Genomic DNA, 15,544 nt, shown 5'->3' with positions numbered 1-15,544 from the left:
TGGCGGTGTGACGGCATCTGCGCCCCCGGTCAGCATCGCGGACGTGGTCGCGCGGGTGAGCAAGGTCGCGGAGACGGTCGCCCGGCCGCTGGTGGGTCGGACGGACTCCGGGGTGTGGCCGGCCGAGGTGCTGGCCGCGCTCCAGGCTGCCGGGCTGGGTGGCCTGGCCGCTCCGCAGCAGGTAGGCGGCAGCGGCCTCGGCCTGCGCGGCGTGGTCGCCGCCGGTGAGGCGCTGGGCCGGGTCGACGCCTCGGCGGGGCTGTGCTTCGGCATGCACTGCGTCGCAACCGCCGTGGTCGCGGCCAAGCCGACCGAGCGGCAGCGCAAGGAGTTCCTCGACGCCATCGTCGCCGGGGAGCACCTGACCACCCTGGCGTTGTCCGAGCCGGGGACGGGCGCGCACTTCTGGCTGCCGCAGACCCGTCTGACGCGCACTCCCGACGGGCTGCGCATCGACGGGGAGAAATCCTTCGTGACCAACGGGTCGCAGGCCGACTCCTACGTGGTGAGCACGGTGGCCGCCGACCCCGACGCCCCGCTCGGTGAGTTCTCCTGCGTGCTCGTCCCCGGGGACGCGACAGGACTGAGCTGGACCGACGGCTGGGACGGCATCGGCATGCGCGGCAATTCCTCCCGCCGTGCCCGCCTCGACGGTGTCCGCGTCGGCGCCGATCATCTCCTGGGCGCCGAAGGTGACCAGATCTGGTTCGTCTTCGAGGTCGTTGCACCGTTCTTCCTGATGGCGATGGCGGGCACCTATCTCGGTGTGGCACAGGCATCGCTGGACGAGGCCATCGAACACCTCGGGAAGCGTGCGCACGCCCACACGGGTCGCCGGCTGGCCGCCGAGCCGTTGCTGCAGCACCGCCTCGGCGAGCTGTGGGCGCAGGTCGAGCGCACCCGCCGGCTGGTGTACTGGGCCGCCGAGGAGGCCGATGCCGGTGGTCCCGCCGCGCTGAGCGCGCTGGCCTCCGCGAAGGCCGAGGTCGCCGGCTGCGCGGTGCAGGTGACGAACGAGGCGATGACGTTGGTGGGCGGCATCGGTTACCGCGACCGGTCGCCGCTGGAGCGGCACCTGCGTGATGCCCGCGCCGCCGACGTGATGAGCCCGACCACCGACCTGCTGCGCATCTGGACCGGCCGAGCGGCGCTGGGCCTGCCGCTGCTGGGCGAGTGACCGCTGCGGAGACGGGGCGCTGCCTGCTCGTCGACGGCTCCCCGGCTGAGATCGCCGTCCTGGCTCCGCTCGTCGGGATGGAGCTCGTCGACGCGGGCGCCCTTCCCGAGTGCCTGATCGGGCCGGTCGACCTGGTCGTCCTCGGGTCAGGAGTGGACGCCGCCACCGCCACGGCGCAGCGCGTGCACCGGCTCCACCCCGAAGCGGAGATCGCAGTGCTCACCGACCGCCCGGCGGAGCTGCGCCGGCAGGTGTCCTTCTCTCCTGGTGTGCCGCTGGGGTTGCTCGTCGCCGAGGCCGGGGAACCGGACCTGCTCGAGCGGCTCCAGGTGCTCCGGGCGGCTGCCGTCGGCCGTCGTCGGCACGCTGCAGTGCTGGCGGCGGTCATGGCCCGGAGTGCGGTCGAGCGCGACCAGGGGCCGGCAGTGCTCGTGAGCGGCGGCGCGCTGCAGTCGCCGGCCACCGCGTGGAACTTGCTGACCCTGGCGATCGACGCAGCCGGGATCGGCACGTTCGACTGGGACCTGGTGACCGGGACGCTGAGCTGGGACGACCGGTTGAACGAGCTGTTCGGTTACGACGCTGTCACCTTCGACGGCAGCATCGAGGCGTTCAACGCCCGGCTGCACCCCGACGACGTCGACCGGGTCGGAGCACTGCTGGACCGGGCGATCGAGACGGCGGGCGAATACGCCGCGGAGTACAGGGTGGTCCTCCCGGACGGCGAGCAGCGGTGGGTCGCCGCCCGCGGGCGGGCCCTGGCCGGCGAAGCCGGTACGGCGGTCCGCCTGCTCGGCGCGGCGTGGGACATCTCCGTCCGCCGGCATGCTCAGGACCGTCTCGCGCACCTGGTGGAGTCGATGGCGGTCGGCTTCGTCGCGATGGACCCCGGCTGGGTGATGACCCACGTCAACGCCGAGGCCGAGCGGATCACCGGCATGTCACGCGCGCGGTTGCTCGGGCGCACGCTCTGGGAGACGTTCCCGGCCACGGTCGGCAGCGAGTTCGAGTCCAACTTCCGTCGCGCCGCCGAGACCGGCCAGCCGGTGGTCTTCGAAGCCTTCTACCCCCGGCCTCTCGATGTCTGGGTCGAGGTCCGTGCCGTCCCCAGCGCCGACGGGGTGGCGCTGTACTTCCTGGACATCACCGCCCGCCGGCGCGCCCAGGAGCTCACGGCCCGGGCCGCTGGACGTGAGCGGCTGCTCTCCCGCATCACCGCGGAGCTGTCGGCGACGCTGGACGCCGACGAGGCGGCGCGCCGGTTGACCCGGCTGGTCGTTCCCGGGCTCGCCGACTGGGGCATCGTCACGCTCGTCCACGACGAGGAGGCCGGCGGCGACCGCCGCGCCCTGCGCACCGCCGCCTCCTGGCACCACGATCCGCGGCTCCGCGAGGCCGTGGAGGCCTACGCGCAGGCGCGACCGGGTGCGCTGCGGGAGGACTCGCTCGTCGTGCGCGCCATCCGGACCGGGCAGCTGCAGGTGCTCACCCGGGACGCCGCCGCCCAGGTGCGGGAGAAGTTGCAGCCCGGCCCGGCGCAGGACCTCGTGGTCGATCTGGCACCGGAGTCGATCGCGGTGCTGCCGCTCACCGGCCGGAACGGCCCCGTCGGGGTGCTGACGCTGTGCACCGGCCTCGACCGCGGGCCTCTCCTGCCGGAGGACCTGGTCACCGCCCGCCACGTCGCTGCCCGCGCCGGGGTGGTGCTGGACAACGCCCGCCTGTACCGGCAGCAGCGCGGCCTCGCGGAGGGCTTCCAGCGGTCCCTGCTGACCCCGCCACCCGAGCCGGACCACGTGCAGATCGTCGTCCGCTACGTTCCTGCCGGTGAGGCCGCCGAGGTCGGCGGGGACTGGTACGACGCGTTCGTGCAGCCCACGGGTGCCACGGTGCTGGTCATCGGCGACGTGGTGGGGCACGACGTGCAGGCCGCCGCGGCGATGGGCCAGGTGCGGACCATCGTGCGGACGCTGGCCGCCCGTGGATCCGAGGGGCCGGCCGCGGTCCTCGGCCAGGTCGAACAGGTGATGCAGACGCTGCAGTCGCAGATCCTGGCGACCGCGGTGGTGGCCCGCCTGGAGCGGACCGACGAGGAGCAGGCGGCGGGGGTGGCGCGGCTGCGCTGGTCCAACGCCGGGCATCCACCGCCGATGGCCATCACCCCCGACGGGTGCGTCCAGGTGCTCGACGGCGGCCGCCCCGACCTGCTGCTCGGCGTCCGCCCCGACGCGCCGCGCCACGAGTCCGAGGTGACCTTGCCATGGGGCAGCGTCGTGCTGCTCTACACCGACGGGCTGGTGGAGCGACGCGACACCGACCTCGACGCCGGTCTCGCGCGCTTGCAGTCGACGCTCTCCGAGCACGCCGGCCGTGATCTCGACCAGCTCTGCGACGTCGTGCTGGCCCGGATGCTGCCGGCCGACCCGGGTGACGACGTCGCTCTCATCGCACTGCAGCTGCACCCGCAGGACCGACCCCGCCCGCCGCACGCCGGACCGAACCGGCTGCCGCCGGACGTTCCGCCGGACGTGCCGGCGGACGTGCCGGCAGGCTGACGGCCAGGCCGTCGTCGGGCGCTCGCAGGGGTGTGCCGCAGGACCCGACCGCGCGGGACGCAGCCGCGAGGTGTGTCCCGCCTTCGCGAGCGGGTAGGGCACGTCGGTCTGCCGGCACGGAGAAGGAACTCTCGAGATGAGACACGAGCAGCTCGATCAGCAGGTGATCGTGGTGATGGGCGCGTCGAGCGGCATCGGCCGGGCGACCGTCCTCGCCGCCTCGGCCGCCGGCGCGCGGGTCGTCGCCGCCGCGCGCGGTGAGGAGGGGCTGCGGTACCTCGCCGACGAGGCTGCCGAGGGCGACCACCGCGTGCGCGGCGTCGTGACGAACACGCACCGATGAACGCTCCGGACCCCCGCTACGGCGGCAGCGACCCGAGCCCCTCCCAGCTGTCGCGGTACCTCCGCACCGCATCCGACCCGGACCTGCGCCGGCGCCGCTGGCTGGTCGGCCTCTCACTGGCCGGCGTGACCATCGGCCAGGTCGTGGGCGCCTACCAGACGGGCATCCTCAAGCACCTGCCCGATCCGCCGGTCGGCCCGTTCGACTCCGACGAGGTCGACGCCGCGGAGTACGCCTACACGCGTGCCTCGACGCCCGACGGGCTCATCATGATCGTCACCTACGCGTTGACGGCCTGGGTGGCCGGTGCCGGGGGCCCGGACCGACCCCGGCATAGGCCGTTCCTGCCGCTGCTGATGGCCGCGAAGGTGGCCTCCGACGTCGCCGTCGACATCAAGCTCGCCGGGGAGGAGTGGCAGGAGAACAAGGCGCTGTGCGCCTGGTGCCAGGCCGCCACCGCGATCTCCGGCGTCTCGCTCGCCCTCGCGCTGCCCGAGGCACGCCGGGCGTGGCGAAATCTGCGCAGGCGTTGAGCACGACCCTGCGGCCGGCCGGAGGCGCGGATAGATGACGCGCCGAGCCGCCCGCGTCCTCGTCGTCGGCGGTGGGCACAACGGGCTGGTCGCGGCCTGCTACCTCGCGCGGGGCGGTGCCGACGTGCTCGTGCTGGAGCAGTCCGACCGGCTCGGCGGTGGCGCGCGGACCGAGGAGGTCCTCCCGGGGCACCGCTTCGACATCCACTCCGTGGCGCACAACATCATCCAAGCCACCGGGATCATCGAGGAGCTCGACCTGGCCGGGGCCGGGCTGGAGTACCGCGAGATGGACCCGTTCTCGGTGGCGGTCTTCCGGGACGGGCCGATCGTGCGGTTCTTCCGGGACGTCGGCGCGACCGTCGACTCCATCGCCGAGGCCGACCGGGACGAGGCCCGCCGGTACGCCGCCTGGATGCGCGAGGCCATGCCGGTGGTCACCGCGATGCGAGGGGCGCTGGACGGCCGGCCGTCCCGGCTGCCCGGCCGGGCGCTCGCGGGGCTGCAGGCCCTGGCCCGCAACGGTGGCCCGCTCGGTCTGGCGCAGCTGCTGCTCTCCCCGTACGGGAAGCTCCTGGAACAGCGGTTCGCCTCCGACCTGGTCCGTGCGCCCGTCTCGGCTTTCGCCGCGCACGCCTCCGCGGCGCCGGACGCCCCCGGCAGCGCCACCTTCGCGATGTGGCAGGCCTTCTACCACCAGGTCGGCCAGTGGCACGCCGTCGGCGGGGCGCAGGGGCTGACCGACGCGCTCGCCGCTCGCCTGGCGGCACTGGGCGGGGCCTGGCGCACCGGCGCGGCGGTCGCGCGGATCACCCGGCAGGGCGACCGCGCCACCGGGGTGGAGCTCGAGTCGGGCGAGCGGCTGCCCGCCGACGCCGTCCTCACCGCCCTCGATCCCCGGACGGCGCTGCTCGACCTGCTCGACCCCCCGCTGGACGGGCCGGAGGCCGACCGGCTGCGCAGCACCACCCGGAGCAACGCCGTCCAGATGCTGGTGCACGTCGCGACCACCGCCCTGCCGGCCTACCCGCAAGCCCGCCCGGGGGACTGGAACGGGCTGCAGTCGTTCGTGGACGGCCTCGACTCCCTCGCCGACGGGTTCGCCGCGGCCGGGGCCCGGTACCTGCCCGACGACCCGGTGCCCACCTACGCGTTCACCCCCAGCGCGATCGACGACACGCTGGCCCCGCCCGGCCGGCACACCGTCTACCTGGCCTGCCCGTGCGCGCCGTACCGGGTGCGCGGGGGGTGGGCCGCCGTCGCCGACGAGTTCGCCGACCGCATGATCGCGACCGTGGAAGCCCGGGCGCCCGGGTTCACCGCCTCGATCACCGGGCGCGCGGTGTGCACCCCGGAGCAGATGGCGGCCGACCTGCGCTGGCCGGGGGCCCACCCCATGTACGGCGACCTGAACCCCGACCAGCTCGGCCCGTTCCGGCCGACCCGCGCGCTGGCCCGGCACCGGACGCCGGTCCGCGGCCTGGTCGTCGCGGGGGCCGGGACCGCGCCGGTGGGCGGCATCGCCGGGACGAGCGGCCGGTCGGCCGCGCGGGCGGTGCTGCGCGACCTGGGCTGAGGCGGTCGGTGGCGCACGACCGATCGGGATGGGAGCGTCGGGGGGACGGCGCGCCCGCGCGCCGCACCGCGAAAGCTCGGGAGGCAGCATGGGACGGCGCCACGGACTGCGCGCACGGTGGCACGGCCTGCGGGAACGCACCCGGCCGGTGCACCCGGAGACCGAGCGTGCACTCGCCGAGCGGTGGGCGGCGCTGCCGGACCACGTGCGCACGCCGGCGCAGAGCCTGGGCCGGCACGCGGTCGGCTGCGAGGGCACGCACGGCGTCTTCCCCAAGTGCAACCTCACCTGCACGCCCTGCTACCACTCGGCCGACGCCAACAAGGTGCGCATCGACGGCGGGCACACCCTGCATGAGGTCGGCCGGCAGATGGCCTACCTGCGCGAGCGGCGCGGGCCCTACGCCCACGCCCAGCTCATCGGCGGCGAGGTGACCCTGCTCTCCCCGGACGACCACGCCGCCGCGCTGCAGGCGATGCGGGACGCCGGGCGCTCGCCGATGTCGATGACGCACGGTGACTTCGAGCCCGAGTACCTGCGGGCCCTCGTGACCGGCCCGGACGGGAAGCCCAGGTTCGACCGGGTCAGCTTCGCGGCCCACTTCGACTCGCTCATGCGCGGCCGCCGGGGCGCGGTGCGGCCGCGCACCGAGGCCGAGCTCAACCCGTTCCGCGAACGGTTCGTGCAGATGTTCCGCGACCTGCGCGCCGAGACCGGGCTGCGGTACTACCTGGCGCACAACATGACCGTCACCCCGGCGAACCTGAGTCAGGTGGCGGCCACGGTGCGCGCGGTGGTCGGCATGGGCTACTCGATGATGAGCTTCCAGCCGGCCGCGCACGTCGGCGACGAGCGACGCTGGAAGGAGTCCTACACCGCCGTCGACGCCGACGCCGTCTGGGCCGAGCTGGAGCAAGGCATGGGTCAGCGGATCGCGCACGAGGGCGTCGAGTTCGGCGATCCCCGGTGCAACCGGGTGGCCTTCGGTCTCCTCCTCGACGGCCGCTGGCACCCCGTCGTCGACCCGGACGTCGCGGCCGAGACCGCCGCGCGGGACGCCTTCTTCGCCCACTACGGCGGGATCGCCTTCAGCAACACGCCACCGGCGGTGCTGGTGGTCAAGGTGCTGCGGGCCGCGCGGCACCACCCCGGCGACCTGCGCACGGCGCTCCGCTGGGCGCGCAGCCTGCTGCGTCGCACCGGCGGGCTGCGGGCGGTCGTCCGCGGCGCCCGCGCCGGTCGCCTGGGGCTGATGACCTTCGAGGTGCACAGCTTCATGGACGCCGCCGACGTCGGGCCGGCCTGGGAGCTGTTGCAGCAGGGGATCGAGGCCGAGGACCCGCAGCTGCGGGCCACCCAGGAGCGGCTGGCGGCGTGCACCTACTCGATGGCGCACCCCGAGACCGGGCAGCTGGTGCCCGCCTGCGCCCAGCACTCGGTGCTGGACCCGGCGGAGAACGCCGGGTTGCGGAAGCTCCTGCCGCTGACCGTGGTGTGACCCCGGCGGTCAGCCGGTCGGTGCGTCGCGGCCGGCCTCCCGCGCCGGCGGAGCGGTGGCCTCGACGGCGGTGAGTTCCTCGACGATCTCGTAGGTGTGCTCGACGCCCGCCGGCACCACCCACGAGTCGCCGGGCCCGAGCTCCAGCGTCTCGTCGCCGGTACGCAGCCGGGCCCGTCCGGAGATCACGTAGCCGACCGTCTCGTAGTCGCGCGCCGCCTCCGGCTTGCCGCTGCTGGTGGGCTGCTCCGACCAGAGCCGCATGGCGACCCGGGACCCGGAGGCCAGGTACCGCTGGCCCATCCCGCCGGTGCTCGCCGCGGTCACGCTGATCTTGCCGACGCCGTCGGCCGGGGTCTCGGTCACGGCATCCGCTCTACCCGCGCCGTCCCCCGCTCACGCCCGCGGTGCACCGGCGACCGGCTCGACGGCCACGCCGTCCACCGGCACGACCCACCGGCCCTCGACCGGCAGCCGCAGCCCGACCGTCCGGCCGGTCGGCACCTCCTGGCCGGGCTCCAGCTCGGCGTCCACCGCCGCCGTCCCGCCGTCGCCCGGGACCTCGACGGTGACCAGCGTGCGCATCCCCCGGCGCCGGGCCCGCACCACGGTGCCGACGGCGTCGGCGGCGGGATCGGCCGCGGTCGTCACCTGCACCGCCTCGTGCCGGACGACGAGCACCGCGGGGCCGTCCGGGACCTTCCGGGGCAGCGCGAGCGCGCCCAGCGGTGAACGGTGCACGCCGGAGCGGACCATGCCGGCCACCTCGGTGCGCCCGCCGAGCAGCCGGCTGACCGCGAGCGAGGCGGGCCGGGCGTACAGCTCGCGCATCGGGCCGGCCTGCAGCAGCCGCCCGCGGTCCAGCACGGCGACGCCGTCGGCCAGCGCACCGGCCTCCGCGTGGTCGTGGGTGACCAGCAGGATCGTCGGGTCCAGCCGCATGCGCAGGTCGGCCAGCAGCTCGTGCATCTCCTCGCGCAGCCGGGCGTCGAGCGCGCTGAACGGCTCGTCGAGCAGCAGGACCCGGGGCTCGGCGGCCAGCGCCCGGGCCAGGGCCACCCGCTGCTCCTGCCCGCCCGACAGCGCCCGCGCCGGCCGGTCGCCGAACCCGTCGAGCTGCACCAGGCCGAGGAACTCCTCCGCCCGCCGGCGGGCCGTCCGTCGCGGGACCCCGCGCACCCGGTCGGCGAAGGCGACGTTGTCCCGCACCGACAGGTGCGGGAACAGCAGCGGCCGCTGGAAGACCATCGCCATGCCCCGGCGCTCGGGCAGGACCCCGGCGAGGTCGGCGCCGTCGAGGTGGACGCTGCCCGCGGTGGGCTCGTCGAGCCCGGCGGTGAGCCGCAGCACCGTGCTCTTGCCCGACCCGGAGGGGCCGAGGATGGCCATGCAGGCGCCCGCGGGCACCTCGAGGGAGAAATCGGCCAGCGCGGGCGCCGAGCCCGTGCCGTGCACCCGCGTCAGCCCGGTCAGCCGGAGCTCGCTGCCGTTCATCGACGTCCCCGCCGGCTCACCGGCGTCCCCTCCGGCCCAGCGAGCCGACGACGAGCAGCAGGGCGACCGGCGGCAGGATCGACGTGAGCGAGAGGATCGCGACCTGGGCGTCGCTCCCGGTCGCCGACGCGGCGGAGGCCACGAGCAGCGGCAGCGTGGTCAGCTGCCCGCCGCCGACCAGCACGGTGACGATGTAGTCGCTCCAGCCCACCAGGAACGCGAGGAACGCCGCCCCGGCCAGCGCCGGGGCGACCAGGGGGAGCTGCACCGAGCGCACGGTCTGCCAGCGCGTGGCACCGAGCACGCGCGCCTCGTCCTCGAAGCCCCGGTCGTGCGCTGCGTAGGCCGCTCGCATCGTGAGGACCGTGTACGGCAGCGCGGCGACCAGCAGCAGGACCACGACGCCCGCTGCCGCCGGGATGCGCAGCCGCAGCAGCAGCACGTCCAGGCCCAGGGCCACGGCGAACGGGGGGAGCGCCAGCGGGGAGAGCAGCACGGCGAGGACGGCGGTGCCGCCGGGCACCTGCCGCGAGGCCAGCGCCCGCCCGGCCACCGCGCCGAGCGGGGTGGCCAGCAGCGCGACGACGGTGCCGAGCAGCGTCGAGGTCAGGAACGCGCCTCCGGCACCTGCGGCCAGAGCCTCCTCGGCACCGCGGGTGCCCCACTCCTGCGGCAGGACGGCGGGGAAGGTCCACCGGTCGGCGAAGGCCCACAGCAGCAGCGGGACCAGCGGCAGCACCAGCCATCCCGCCAGCAGCGTGCGCCCGGCGCGGGAGGCGGCGAGCACCGCCCGTGGGGCCGTCACCGCTCGGCCGCCAGCCGCCGCAGGGCCCGCAGTGACAGCAGGACGACGACCAGCGCCAGCCCCGCCGTCGTCAGTGCGACCGCTGCCGCCTGCGGCCGGGCGGCCAGGTCGATGGAGGTGAACAACCGGTAGGCCAGCACCGGCAGCGGCTCGGGGTGGGCGCGGCCGAGCAGGGCGGCGACCTCGTAGGACCCGAGCGTGTAGACGAAGCTGACCGCGGCGGTGGCGCCCAGCGCGGGCGCGGCCAGCGGCAGGGTGACGTGCCGCAGCCTGGCCCAGCGGCCGGCGCCGAGCAGCGCCGCCGTCTCGCCGTAGGACGCCGCCCGGGAGGACAGCACACCGGCGACCACCAGCGCGACGAACGCCGACTCCTTCCAGGCGTACTCGGCGACCACCGCCACCCACAGCGGGCCGCCCACCAGCGGCGGCCAGGAGGACGGGTCGACGCCCAGCAGCCGGGAGAGGAAGCCGGCGTCGGCCAGCAGCAGGCCGATGGCCGCAGCACCCACCAGGTGCGGGATCGGGATGGTGAGCGCGGCCAGCGCGCCGAGCAGCCGGCTGCGCCGCACCGCAGCGGTCGCCGCGAGGGCCAGGCAGAGCCCCACGACGGTGGCGACGAGGGTGGCGGCGGCCGCGATGCCCAGCGAGAGCCCGATGCCGGTGCCGAGATCGCCGGCGGCGCCCCGGTAGGCGTCCAGGGAGAGCTGCGGCTCGCCGACCAGGGGCGCGAGCCCCAGGCTCAGCAGCGCGGCCGAGGCGAGTGCGGCGCCGACGACGGCCACGACCGGGACCAGCGCGGGCAGGACGAGGAGGACCGCGCGCGTGCGGGGCCGGAGTCGGTTCGGCGGCACGTGGGACCAGCTCAGCCGGCGGCGATCTGCCGGCGCCAGCCCTCGTCGAGCGCGGTGACCCACACGGCCTCCACCTCCGGGTCGGCACCCTCGCTCAGCTCCTCGTAGGGCGGCAGGATCTCCGACTGCGGCAGGGCCTCGAACCCGGCCTGCACCTCCTCGGGCAGCAGGTCCTGCTCGAGGACCGTGTACTGGCCCCACACCTCCGGCCGCGCCTTGGCCAGCTGCTGCTCGGGCGAGAGCGCCAGGTTCGCCACCACCATCGCGCCGGCCTGGCTGCCCGAGGTCGCCGGGATGGCCAGGAAGCTCGCGTTGCCGATGGTGCCGTCCTCCACCAGCAGCACCCGGGTGGTCGCCGGGAAGGTGCCGTCGGCCACGAGGTCGGGCAGCGTCGCCGGGCCGTAGGTCATGGTGAAGTCGACCTGGCCGTCGGCGTAGAGCTGGTCGAGCGCGCCGAGGTCCTGCGGATAGGTCTGCCCCTCCCGCCACAGGGACGGCTCGATCTCCTCGAGGCGGCGGAACAGCTCGGGGGCCAGTTCGTCGTAGGCCTCCTGGGAGAACTCCAGCGGCACGTCGTCCACCCCGCCGGAGACCTCGTACAGCACCTGGCGCACGAAGACCGAGCCGGTGAAGTCCGGGGGAGCGGGATAGGTGAACCGGCCCGGGTTCTCCTCGGACCAGGCCAGCAGCTCCGCGATGCTGCCGGGCGGGTCCTCGACCCGCGCCTCGTCGTAGACCAGGGCGAACTGGGCCTTGTGCCAGGGAGCCTCGCAGCCGTTCACGTCGAGGCCGAAGTCGGTGGTCAGCAGGGGGTCGTCGGGGTCGACGTACTCCATGTTGGGCAGCATCGACGTCCAGCCGCACAGCCACGCACCGGCCTGCTGGCCGGTGGCGAAGTTCTCGCCGTTGAGCCAGATCAGGTCCACCTCGCCGTCGGGAACGTCGGCCTGCCGCTCGGAGAGCACCCGGTTGACCGCGTCGGCGGTGTCGGCGATCGGCACCCGTTCCAGGGCCACGCCGAGCTCCTCGGCCGCGGGGGCGAGGACGTCGTCGATGTAGGCGTTCCCCTTGTCGTCGCCGCCGTACATCCACAGCCGCACGGTCTGCCCCTCGGCCTCGGCGAGGACGTCGTCCCAGTCGCGCTCCGCGGCGACCGCGGGCTCGTCAGCCGGCGCCGAGCAGGCGGCCAGCGCCAGGGTCAGCGCGCAGGCCGCCGGTGCGGCCCACCGGGCGCGCCGGTTCGCGGGGCGTCGTCGGGCCATGGGTCGGGGACCTCCTCGTCCGGAGCGGCGCCAGTGGGTGTGGCCGCGACACGTCCTCTGCGACAGGATCGTGCCCGACCCACATCGCACCCGCCAGGCGGGTGCCCGCACCCTCGGGACGGTGACGTGCTCGACCCCGTGGCGCGGCGCCTGCTCGACGCGCCGCTGACCCGCGTCGCCGGTGCACTGGACCGGCCGTGGCTGAGCCCCGACCGGCTGACCACCGCGGGGCTCGTCCTGGGCCTGGCCAGCGCGGTGGCCGCCGGCCTGCAGGCGTGGCTCCCGGCGCTCGTGCTGTGGCTGGTGTCCCGGCTGGCCGACGGGCTGGACGGGCCGCTGGCCCGGCGCCGGCGCGCGGCGGGTGCCGCGGGGGATGCGGGCAGCGGCGGTTTCTTCGACATCACCGCCGACTTCTGCGTCTACGGCAGCACGGTGCTGGGCGTGGCGATCGGGGCCACCCGCGGCTTCGACGCCCCGTGGGAGCCGTTCGCCGTCGTCCTGCTGGCCTACTACGTCAACGGGACGGCGTTCCTGGCGTTCTCCTCGATCGCCGAGCGCGCCGGCCGGCAACTCGACGACGGCCGGTCGCTGTCCTTCCTGGGCGGGCTGGCCGAGGGCACCGAGACGATCGCCGTCCATGCGCTGTGGCTGCTGCTGCCCGCGGTGGCCTGGCAGGTGGCATGGGTCTGGGCGGCGGTGGTGGCGTTGTCGGCCGCGCAGCGGGTGGTGGCCGGGTACCGCGCGCTGCGCTGATCGCGCCGAGGTCAGCGGCGGTCGAGCCGCCGGCCACGGACGGCGACGAACGCGCGGAGCAGCCCGCGGACCAGCGGCGGGGTCAGGCGGGCGCGGACGTCCTCGATCGCCGCGTCGACCAGCGCGTCGTTGTAGCTCGGATAGGCGTGGGTGGTGCCGGCGAGGTCGGCGGTGGTGAGCCCCTTGCGGATCGCCAGGGTCAGCTCGCCGAGCGTCTCGCCGGCGCGCGGGCCGACGACGACGCCGCCGACGAGCCGCCGCCGGCCGTCGACGACCAGAGAGGTGAAGCCGTCCGTTCCGCCCTCGGCGACCGCCCGGTCGACCGTGGCGTGCTCGACGCGGCGGACGGTGAGGCCGCGCTCGCGCGCCTGCGCCGGGCTCACACCCACCGAGGCCACCTCGGGGGAGGTGAAGGTGACGCGCGGGACCACGGGGTCCACCGTCCGGCGCAGCCCGAGGACGGCGTTGCTCGCCGCGATGCTGCCGTGCATCCCGGACACGTGGGTGAAGAAGGGCTTGCCGGTCACGTCACCGGCGGCGAGGACCCGCGGGTTGCTCGTGCGCAGCGAGCCGTCGACGGCGACCGCGCCGTGCTCGTCCAGGTCCACGCCGGCGGCCGCCAGGCCGAGGTCGCTCGTCCGCGGCCGGCGACCGACCGCGACCAGCAGCCGGTCGAAGGGCACCGAGCCGCCGTCGTCCAGGTGTAGCAGGCCGGGCTCCACCCGCGTCCCCTCCGTGCCGAGCCGCAGCCGGACGCCGTCGCGGCGGAGCGCCCGGTCCACCAGGGCTGCGGCGTCGGCGTCCTCGGGGCCCAGCACGCGGTCGGAGCCGTCGACCAGGGTGACCTCCGCGCCGAGCCGGGCGAAGGCCTGGCCCAGCTCGCAGCCGATCGGGCCGGCACCGAGCACGACGAGCCGGTGGGGCAGCTCCTCGACGTCCCACAGCGTCTCGCTGGTGAGCGCTTCGACGGTGTCGATGCCCTCGATCGGCGGGACCAGCGGCGCGGCGCCGGTGGCCAGCAGGGCGGCCCGGAATCGGACCGCGCGCCCGTCGACGAGCGCCGTGTCGCGGCCGGTGAGCACCGCCGTGCCCAGCACGACGTGGACGCCGGCCGCGGTGAGGGACTCGGGGGAGTCCTGCGGCTCGATGGCCGCGATCGCGTCGCGGACGTGGGCGCGCACGCGGGCGAAGTCGACGGTGGTGTCGCCGGTGCCTATCCCGAGGCGGCCGGCCGCCCGCGCGTCGGCGGCGGCGGTCGCGGCGGCGAGGAGGGCCTTGGAGGGCACGCACCCGGTCCACAGGCAGTCGCCGCCGGTGCGGTCCTGCTCGACCAGCATCGTGCGCGCGCCGAGGGCGGCGGCGGTGTGCGCACCGACGAGCCCGGCGGTACCGCCCCCGATCACCAGCAGGTCCCAGACGTCGCTGTTCCGGACCATCTCACCTCCGCAGATCGGGGCGCCCCGGTGGGTACGGCGGGCCGACCCGGCCGAGCCTACGAGTGGAGCGCACCGCCGACCCCGGGATCGTGGGTGTGGCATCACCCGGGCGCGCTGCTGGAGCCGGCCAGCACGAGCCCCGGGGAAGGGTGGCAGATCGACGGGTCGCGGGCGGAGGAGGACGACGGTCGCGGACCGGTGACTGCCCGCGAGCCCACGCGCGGGCAGCGTCACGGCCGTCATGAAACCGTAACGCGCAATGGGGTTGCGAGGGGTTTGCTGGCCAGGCCGACGCGGGCATGTGATCAAGCGTCAGACGGAGGCGCGGGACCGGCGCTGCACTCGCAGCCGGGGGGACCTGCTCGCCACATCCAGGGTCGACGCCCTGATGGGCGGTGGTGCAACAACGCGCCCCTCCACCATCCCGGAGACGGTCGACAACCGTTTTCGATGCTTCCGTCCTCCCGGACGGAGGCGCCCGAGACAAGGGAGTCTCCATGCGCAAGGCATTCGCCATCCCCTCCGTCGCGATCGCTGCTGCGGCGTTCCCGCTGCTGACGATGAGTGCGGCCTCGGCTGCCCATGACGGCAGCTACCAGGCCGATCTGGGCTCGCTGAACGATTCGGGTGTCACCGGTACGAGCATGGTCACGCTGGAGGGGGACCAGGCGACCGTCACCGTCGAGGCGAACGGTGTGCTGGCCGGGTCGCCGCACGCTCAGCACTTCCACATCGGGGCGCAGGGCGTGTGCCCGCCGGCGTCGGCCGACTCGGACGGCGACGGCATCATCAGCACCGCCGAGGGCCAGCCGTTCTACGGGATGATCGGTGCGTCGTTGACCACCGAGGGTGACACCGGGGCGGACAGTGGTCTGGCGGTGGACCGTTTCCCGACGCCTGAGGGGGACAGCTACACCTACGAGCGGACCTTCAGCATCGACCAGGCCACGCAGGAGGCGTTCGCGGCCGGTACCGCGGTGCTGGTGGTGCACGGTATCGATGTGAACGGCAACGGTGAGTACGACGCCGAGGCCGGGCAGAGCTCGCTGGACCCCTCGCTGCCGCTGGAGGCCACTGCGCCGGCGGCGTGTGGGGTGCTGAACGCCTCGCAGATGGGTCAGATGCCTGCCGGTGGTGCTGACACCGGTGCCGGTGCCACCAGTGGCATCGAGGAGCAGGCGGCGATCGGGGTGGGTGCGCTGGCCGCTGCTGGTGCGGTCGCCGCGGGCACCGTGGCCTACCGCCGTCGCCAGGCCGCCGA

14 protein-coding genes are annotated in these 15,544 nt (G+C 75.1%); 8 read left to right on the top strand and 6 right to left on the bottom strand.

From position 1 onward, the window contains the following. Positions 1-7 precede the first annotated feature (7 nt). The 6 genes from BMW62_RS16250 to BMW62_RS16225 all read left to right on the top strand — a co-directional run bounded on the left by BMW62_RS16250 (position 8) and on the right by BMW62_RS16225 (position 7,682). The gene (locus tag BMW62_RS16250) at positions 8-1,177 is read left to right on the top strand and encodes an acyl-CoA dehydrogenase family protein (RefSeq protein WP_244524094.1); all 1,170 of its coding nucleotides are present in this window, start codon (positions 8-10) and stop codon (positions 1,175-1,177) included. Beyond that, the gene (locus tag BMW62_RS16245) at positions 1,174-3,732 is read left to right on the top strand and encodes a SpoIIE family protein phosphatase (protein ID WP_091932891.1); all 2,559 of its coding nucleotides are present in this window, start codon (positions 1,174-1,176) and stop codon (positions 3,730-3,732) included. Before BMW62_RS16250 ends, BMW62_RS16245 begins: the two co-directional genes overlap by 4 nt. A gap of 136 nt (positions 3,733-3,868) precedes the next feature. Beyond that, the gene (locus BMW62_RS16240; RefSeq protein WP_091932888.1) at positions 3,869-4,075 is read left to right on the top strand and encodes an SDR family NAD(P)-dependent oxidoreductase; all 207 of its coding nucleotides are present in this window, start codon (positions 3,869-3,871) and stop codon (positions 4,073-4,075) included. Then, a complete protein-coding gene (locus BMW62_RS16235) occupies positions 4,072-4,608 on the top strand; it encodes a vitamin K epoxide reductase family protein (protein WP_091932885.1) in 537 nt (178 codons plus the stop codon). Before BMW62_RS16240 ends, BMW62_RS16235 begins: the two co-directional genes overlap by 4 nt. A 34-nt stretch (positions 4,609-4,642) precedes the next feature. After that, the gene (locus tag BMW62_RS16230; protein WP_091932883.1) at positions 4,643-6,184 is read left to right on the top strand and encodes a phytoene desaturase family protein; all 1,542 of its coding nucleotides are present in this window, start codon (positions 4,643-4,645) and stop codon (positions 6,182-6,184) included. Between the two features lie 88 nt (positions 6,185-6,272). Beyond that, positions 6,273-7,682 carry a radical SAM domain-containing protein gene (locus BMW62_RS16225; RefSeq protein WP_091932880.1) on the top strand — a complete coding sequence of 470 codons (1,410 nt, stop codon included), beginning with the start codon at positions 6,273-6,275 and terminating at the stop codon, positions 7,680-7,682. A 9-nt stretch (positions 7,683-7,691) separates the two neighbouring features. Here the strand turns inward: BMW62_RS16225 and BMW62_RS16220 are convergent, their stop codons facing one another. From BMW62_RS16220 to BMW62_RS16200, 5 genes are read right to left on the bottom strand one after another with little or no spacing between them, the layout of a single operon-like run. Next, positions 7,692-8,048, bottom strand: a complete 357-nt coding sequence (locus BMW62_RS16220) for a cupin domain-containing protein (protein ID WP_211435163.1) — start codon at positions 8,046-8,048, stop codon at positions 7,692-7,694. Positions 8,049-8,078: 30 nt separating this feature from the next. Beyond that, positions 8,079-9,176 carry an ABC transporter ATP-binding protein gene (locus BMW62_RS16215; RefSeq protein ID WP_091932877.1) on the bottom strand — a complete coding sequence of 366 codons (1,098 nt, stop codon included), beginning with the start codon at positions 9,174-9,176 and terminating at the stop codon, positions 8,079-8,081. A 16-nt stretch (positions 9,177-9,192) separates the two neighbouring features. Further along, the gene (locus BMW62_RS16210; protein ID WP_244524093.1) at positions 9,193-9,981 is read right to left on the bottom strand and encodes an ABC transporter permease; all 789 of its coding nucleotides are present in this window, start codon (positions 9,979-9,981) and stop codon (positions 9,193-9,195) included. Continuing rightward, complete coding sequence (locus tag BMW62_RS16205; protein WP_091932875.1) at positions 9,978-10,832, bottom strand: ABC transporter permease subunit; 855 nt, start codon at positions 10,830-10,832, stop codon at positions 9,978-9,980. The genes BMW62_RS16210 and BMW62_RS16205 overlap by 4 nt, the downstream gene beginning before the upstream one ends. Before the next feature lie 11 nt (positions 10,833-10,843). Further along, complete coding sequence (locus tag BMW62_RS16200) at positions 10,844-12,094, bottom strand: ABC transporter substrate-binding protein (protein WP_091932872.1); 1,251 nt, start codon at positions 12,092-12,094, stop codon at positions 10,844-10,846. 126 nt (positions 12,095-12,220) lie between these two features. On the opposite strand from BMW62_RS16200, the gene BMW62_RS16195 reads away from it, so the two are divergent. Further along, complete coding sequence (locus tag BMW62_RS16195; protein ID WP_091932869.1) at positions 12,221-12,847, top strand: CDP-alcohol phosphatidyltransferase family protein; 627 nt, start codon at positions 12,221-12,223, stop codon at positions 12,845-12,847. An 11-nt stretch (positions 12,848-12,858) separates the two neighbouring features. Here BMW62_RS16195 and BMW62_RS16190 read toward each other — a convergent pair whose 3' ends face one another. Further along, on the bottom strand, positions 12,859-14,283 hold the full coding sequence (locus tag BMW62_RS16190; protein ID WP_091932866.1) for a dihydrolipoyl dehydrogenase family protein: 1,425 nt from the start codon (positions 14,281-14,283) through the stop codon (positions 12,859-12,861). A gap of 497 nt (positions 14,284-14,780) precedes the next feature. On the opposite strand from BMW62_RS16190, the gene BMW62_RS16185 reads away from it, so the two are divergent. Continuing rightward, positions 14,781-15,544: hypothetical protein (locus BMW62_RS16185; protein ID WP_091932863.1), on the top strand; the 764-nt coding region annotated here is incomplete at its 3' end.

The sequence above is a fragment of the Blastococcus sp. DSM 46786 genome, from assembly GCF_900109665.1.
GTDB lineage: Bacteria > Actinomycetota > Actinomycetes > Mycobacteriales > Geodermatophilaceae > Blastococcus > Blastococcus carthaginiensis.
Note: the sequence above shows the minus strand (reverse complement) of the source record. Positions and strands in the feature narration are given on the sequence as shown.

Excerpts from the sequence above, each read along its gene's own strand:
- BMW62_RS16240 (WP_091932888.1), top strand. The coding sequence starts at position 3,869 with ATGAGACACGAGCAGCTCGATCAGCAGGTGATCGTGGTGATGGGCGCG.
- BMW62_RS16225 (WP_091932880.1), top strand. The coding sequence starts at position 6,273 with ATGGGACGGCGCCACGGACTGCGCGCACGGTGGCACGGCCTGCGGGAA.
- BMW62_RS16235 (WP_091932885.1), top strand. The coding sequence starts at position 4,072 with ATGAACGCTCCGGACCCCCGCTACGGCGGCAGCGACCCGAGCCCCTCC.
- BMW62_RS16200 (WP_091932872.1), bottom strand. The coding sequence starts at position 12,094 with ATGGCCCGACGACGCCCCGCGAACCGGCGCGCCCGGTGGGCCGCACCG.
- BMW62_RS16215 (WP_091932877.1), bottom strand. The coding sequence starts at position 9,176 with ATGAACGGCAGCGAGCTCCGGCTGACCGGGCTGACGCGGGTGCACGGC.
- BMW62_RS16230 (WP_091932883.1), top strand. The coding sequence starts at position 4,643 with ATGACGCGCCGAGCCGCCCGCGTCCTCGTCGTCGGCGGTGGGCACAAC.
- BMW62_RS16190 (WP_091932866.1), bottom strand. The coding sequence starts at position 14,283 with ATGGTCCGGAACAGCGACGTCTGGGACCTGCTGGTGATCGGGGGCGGT.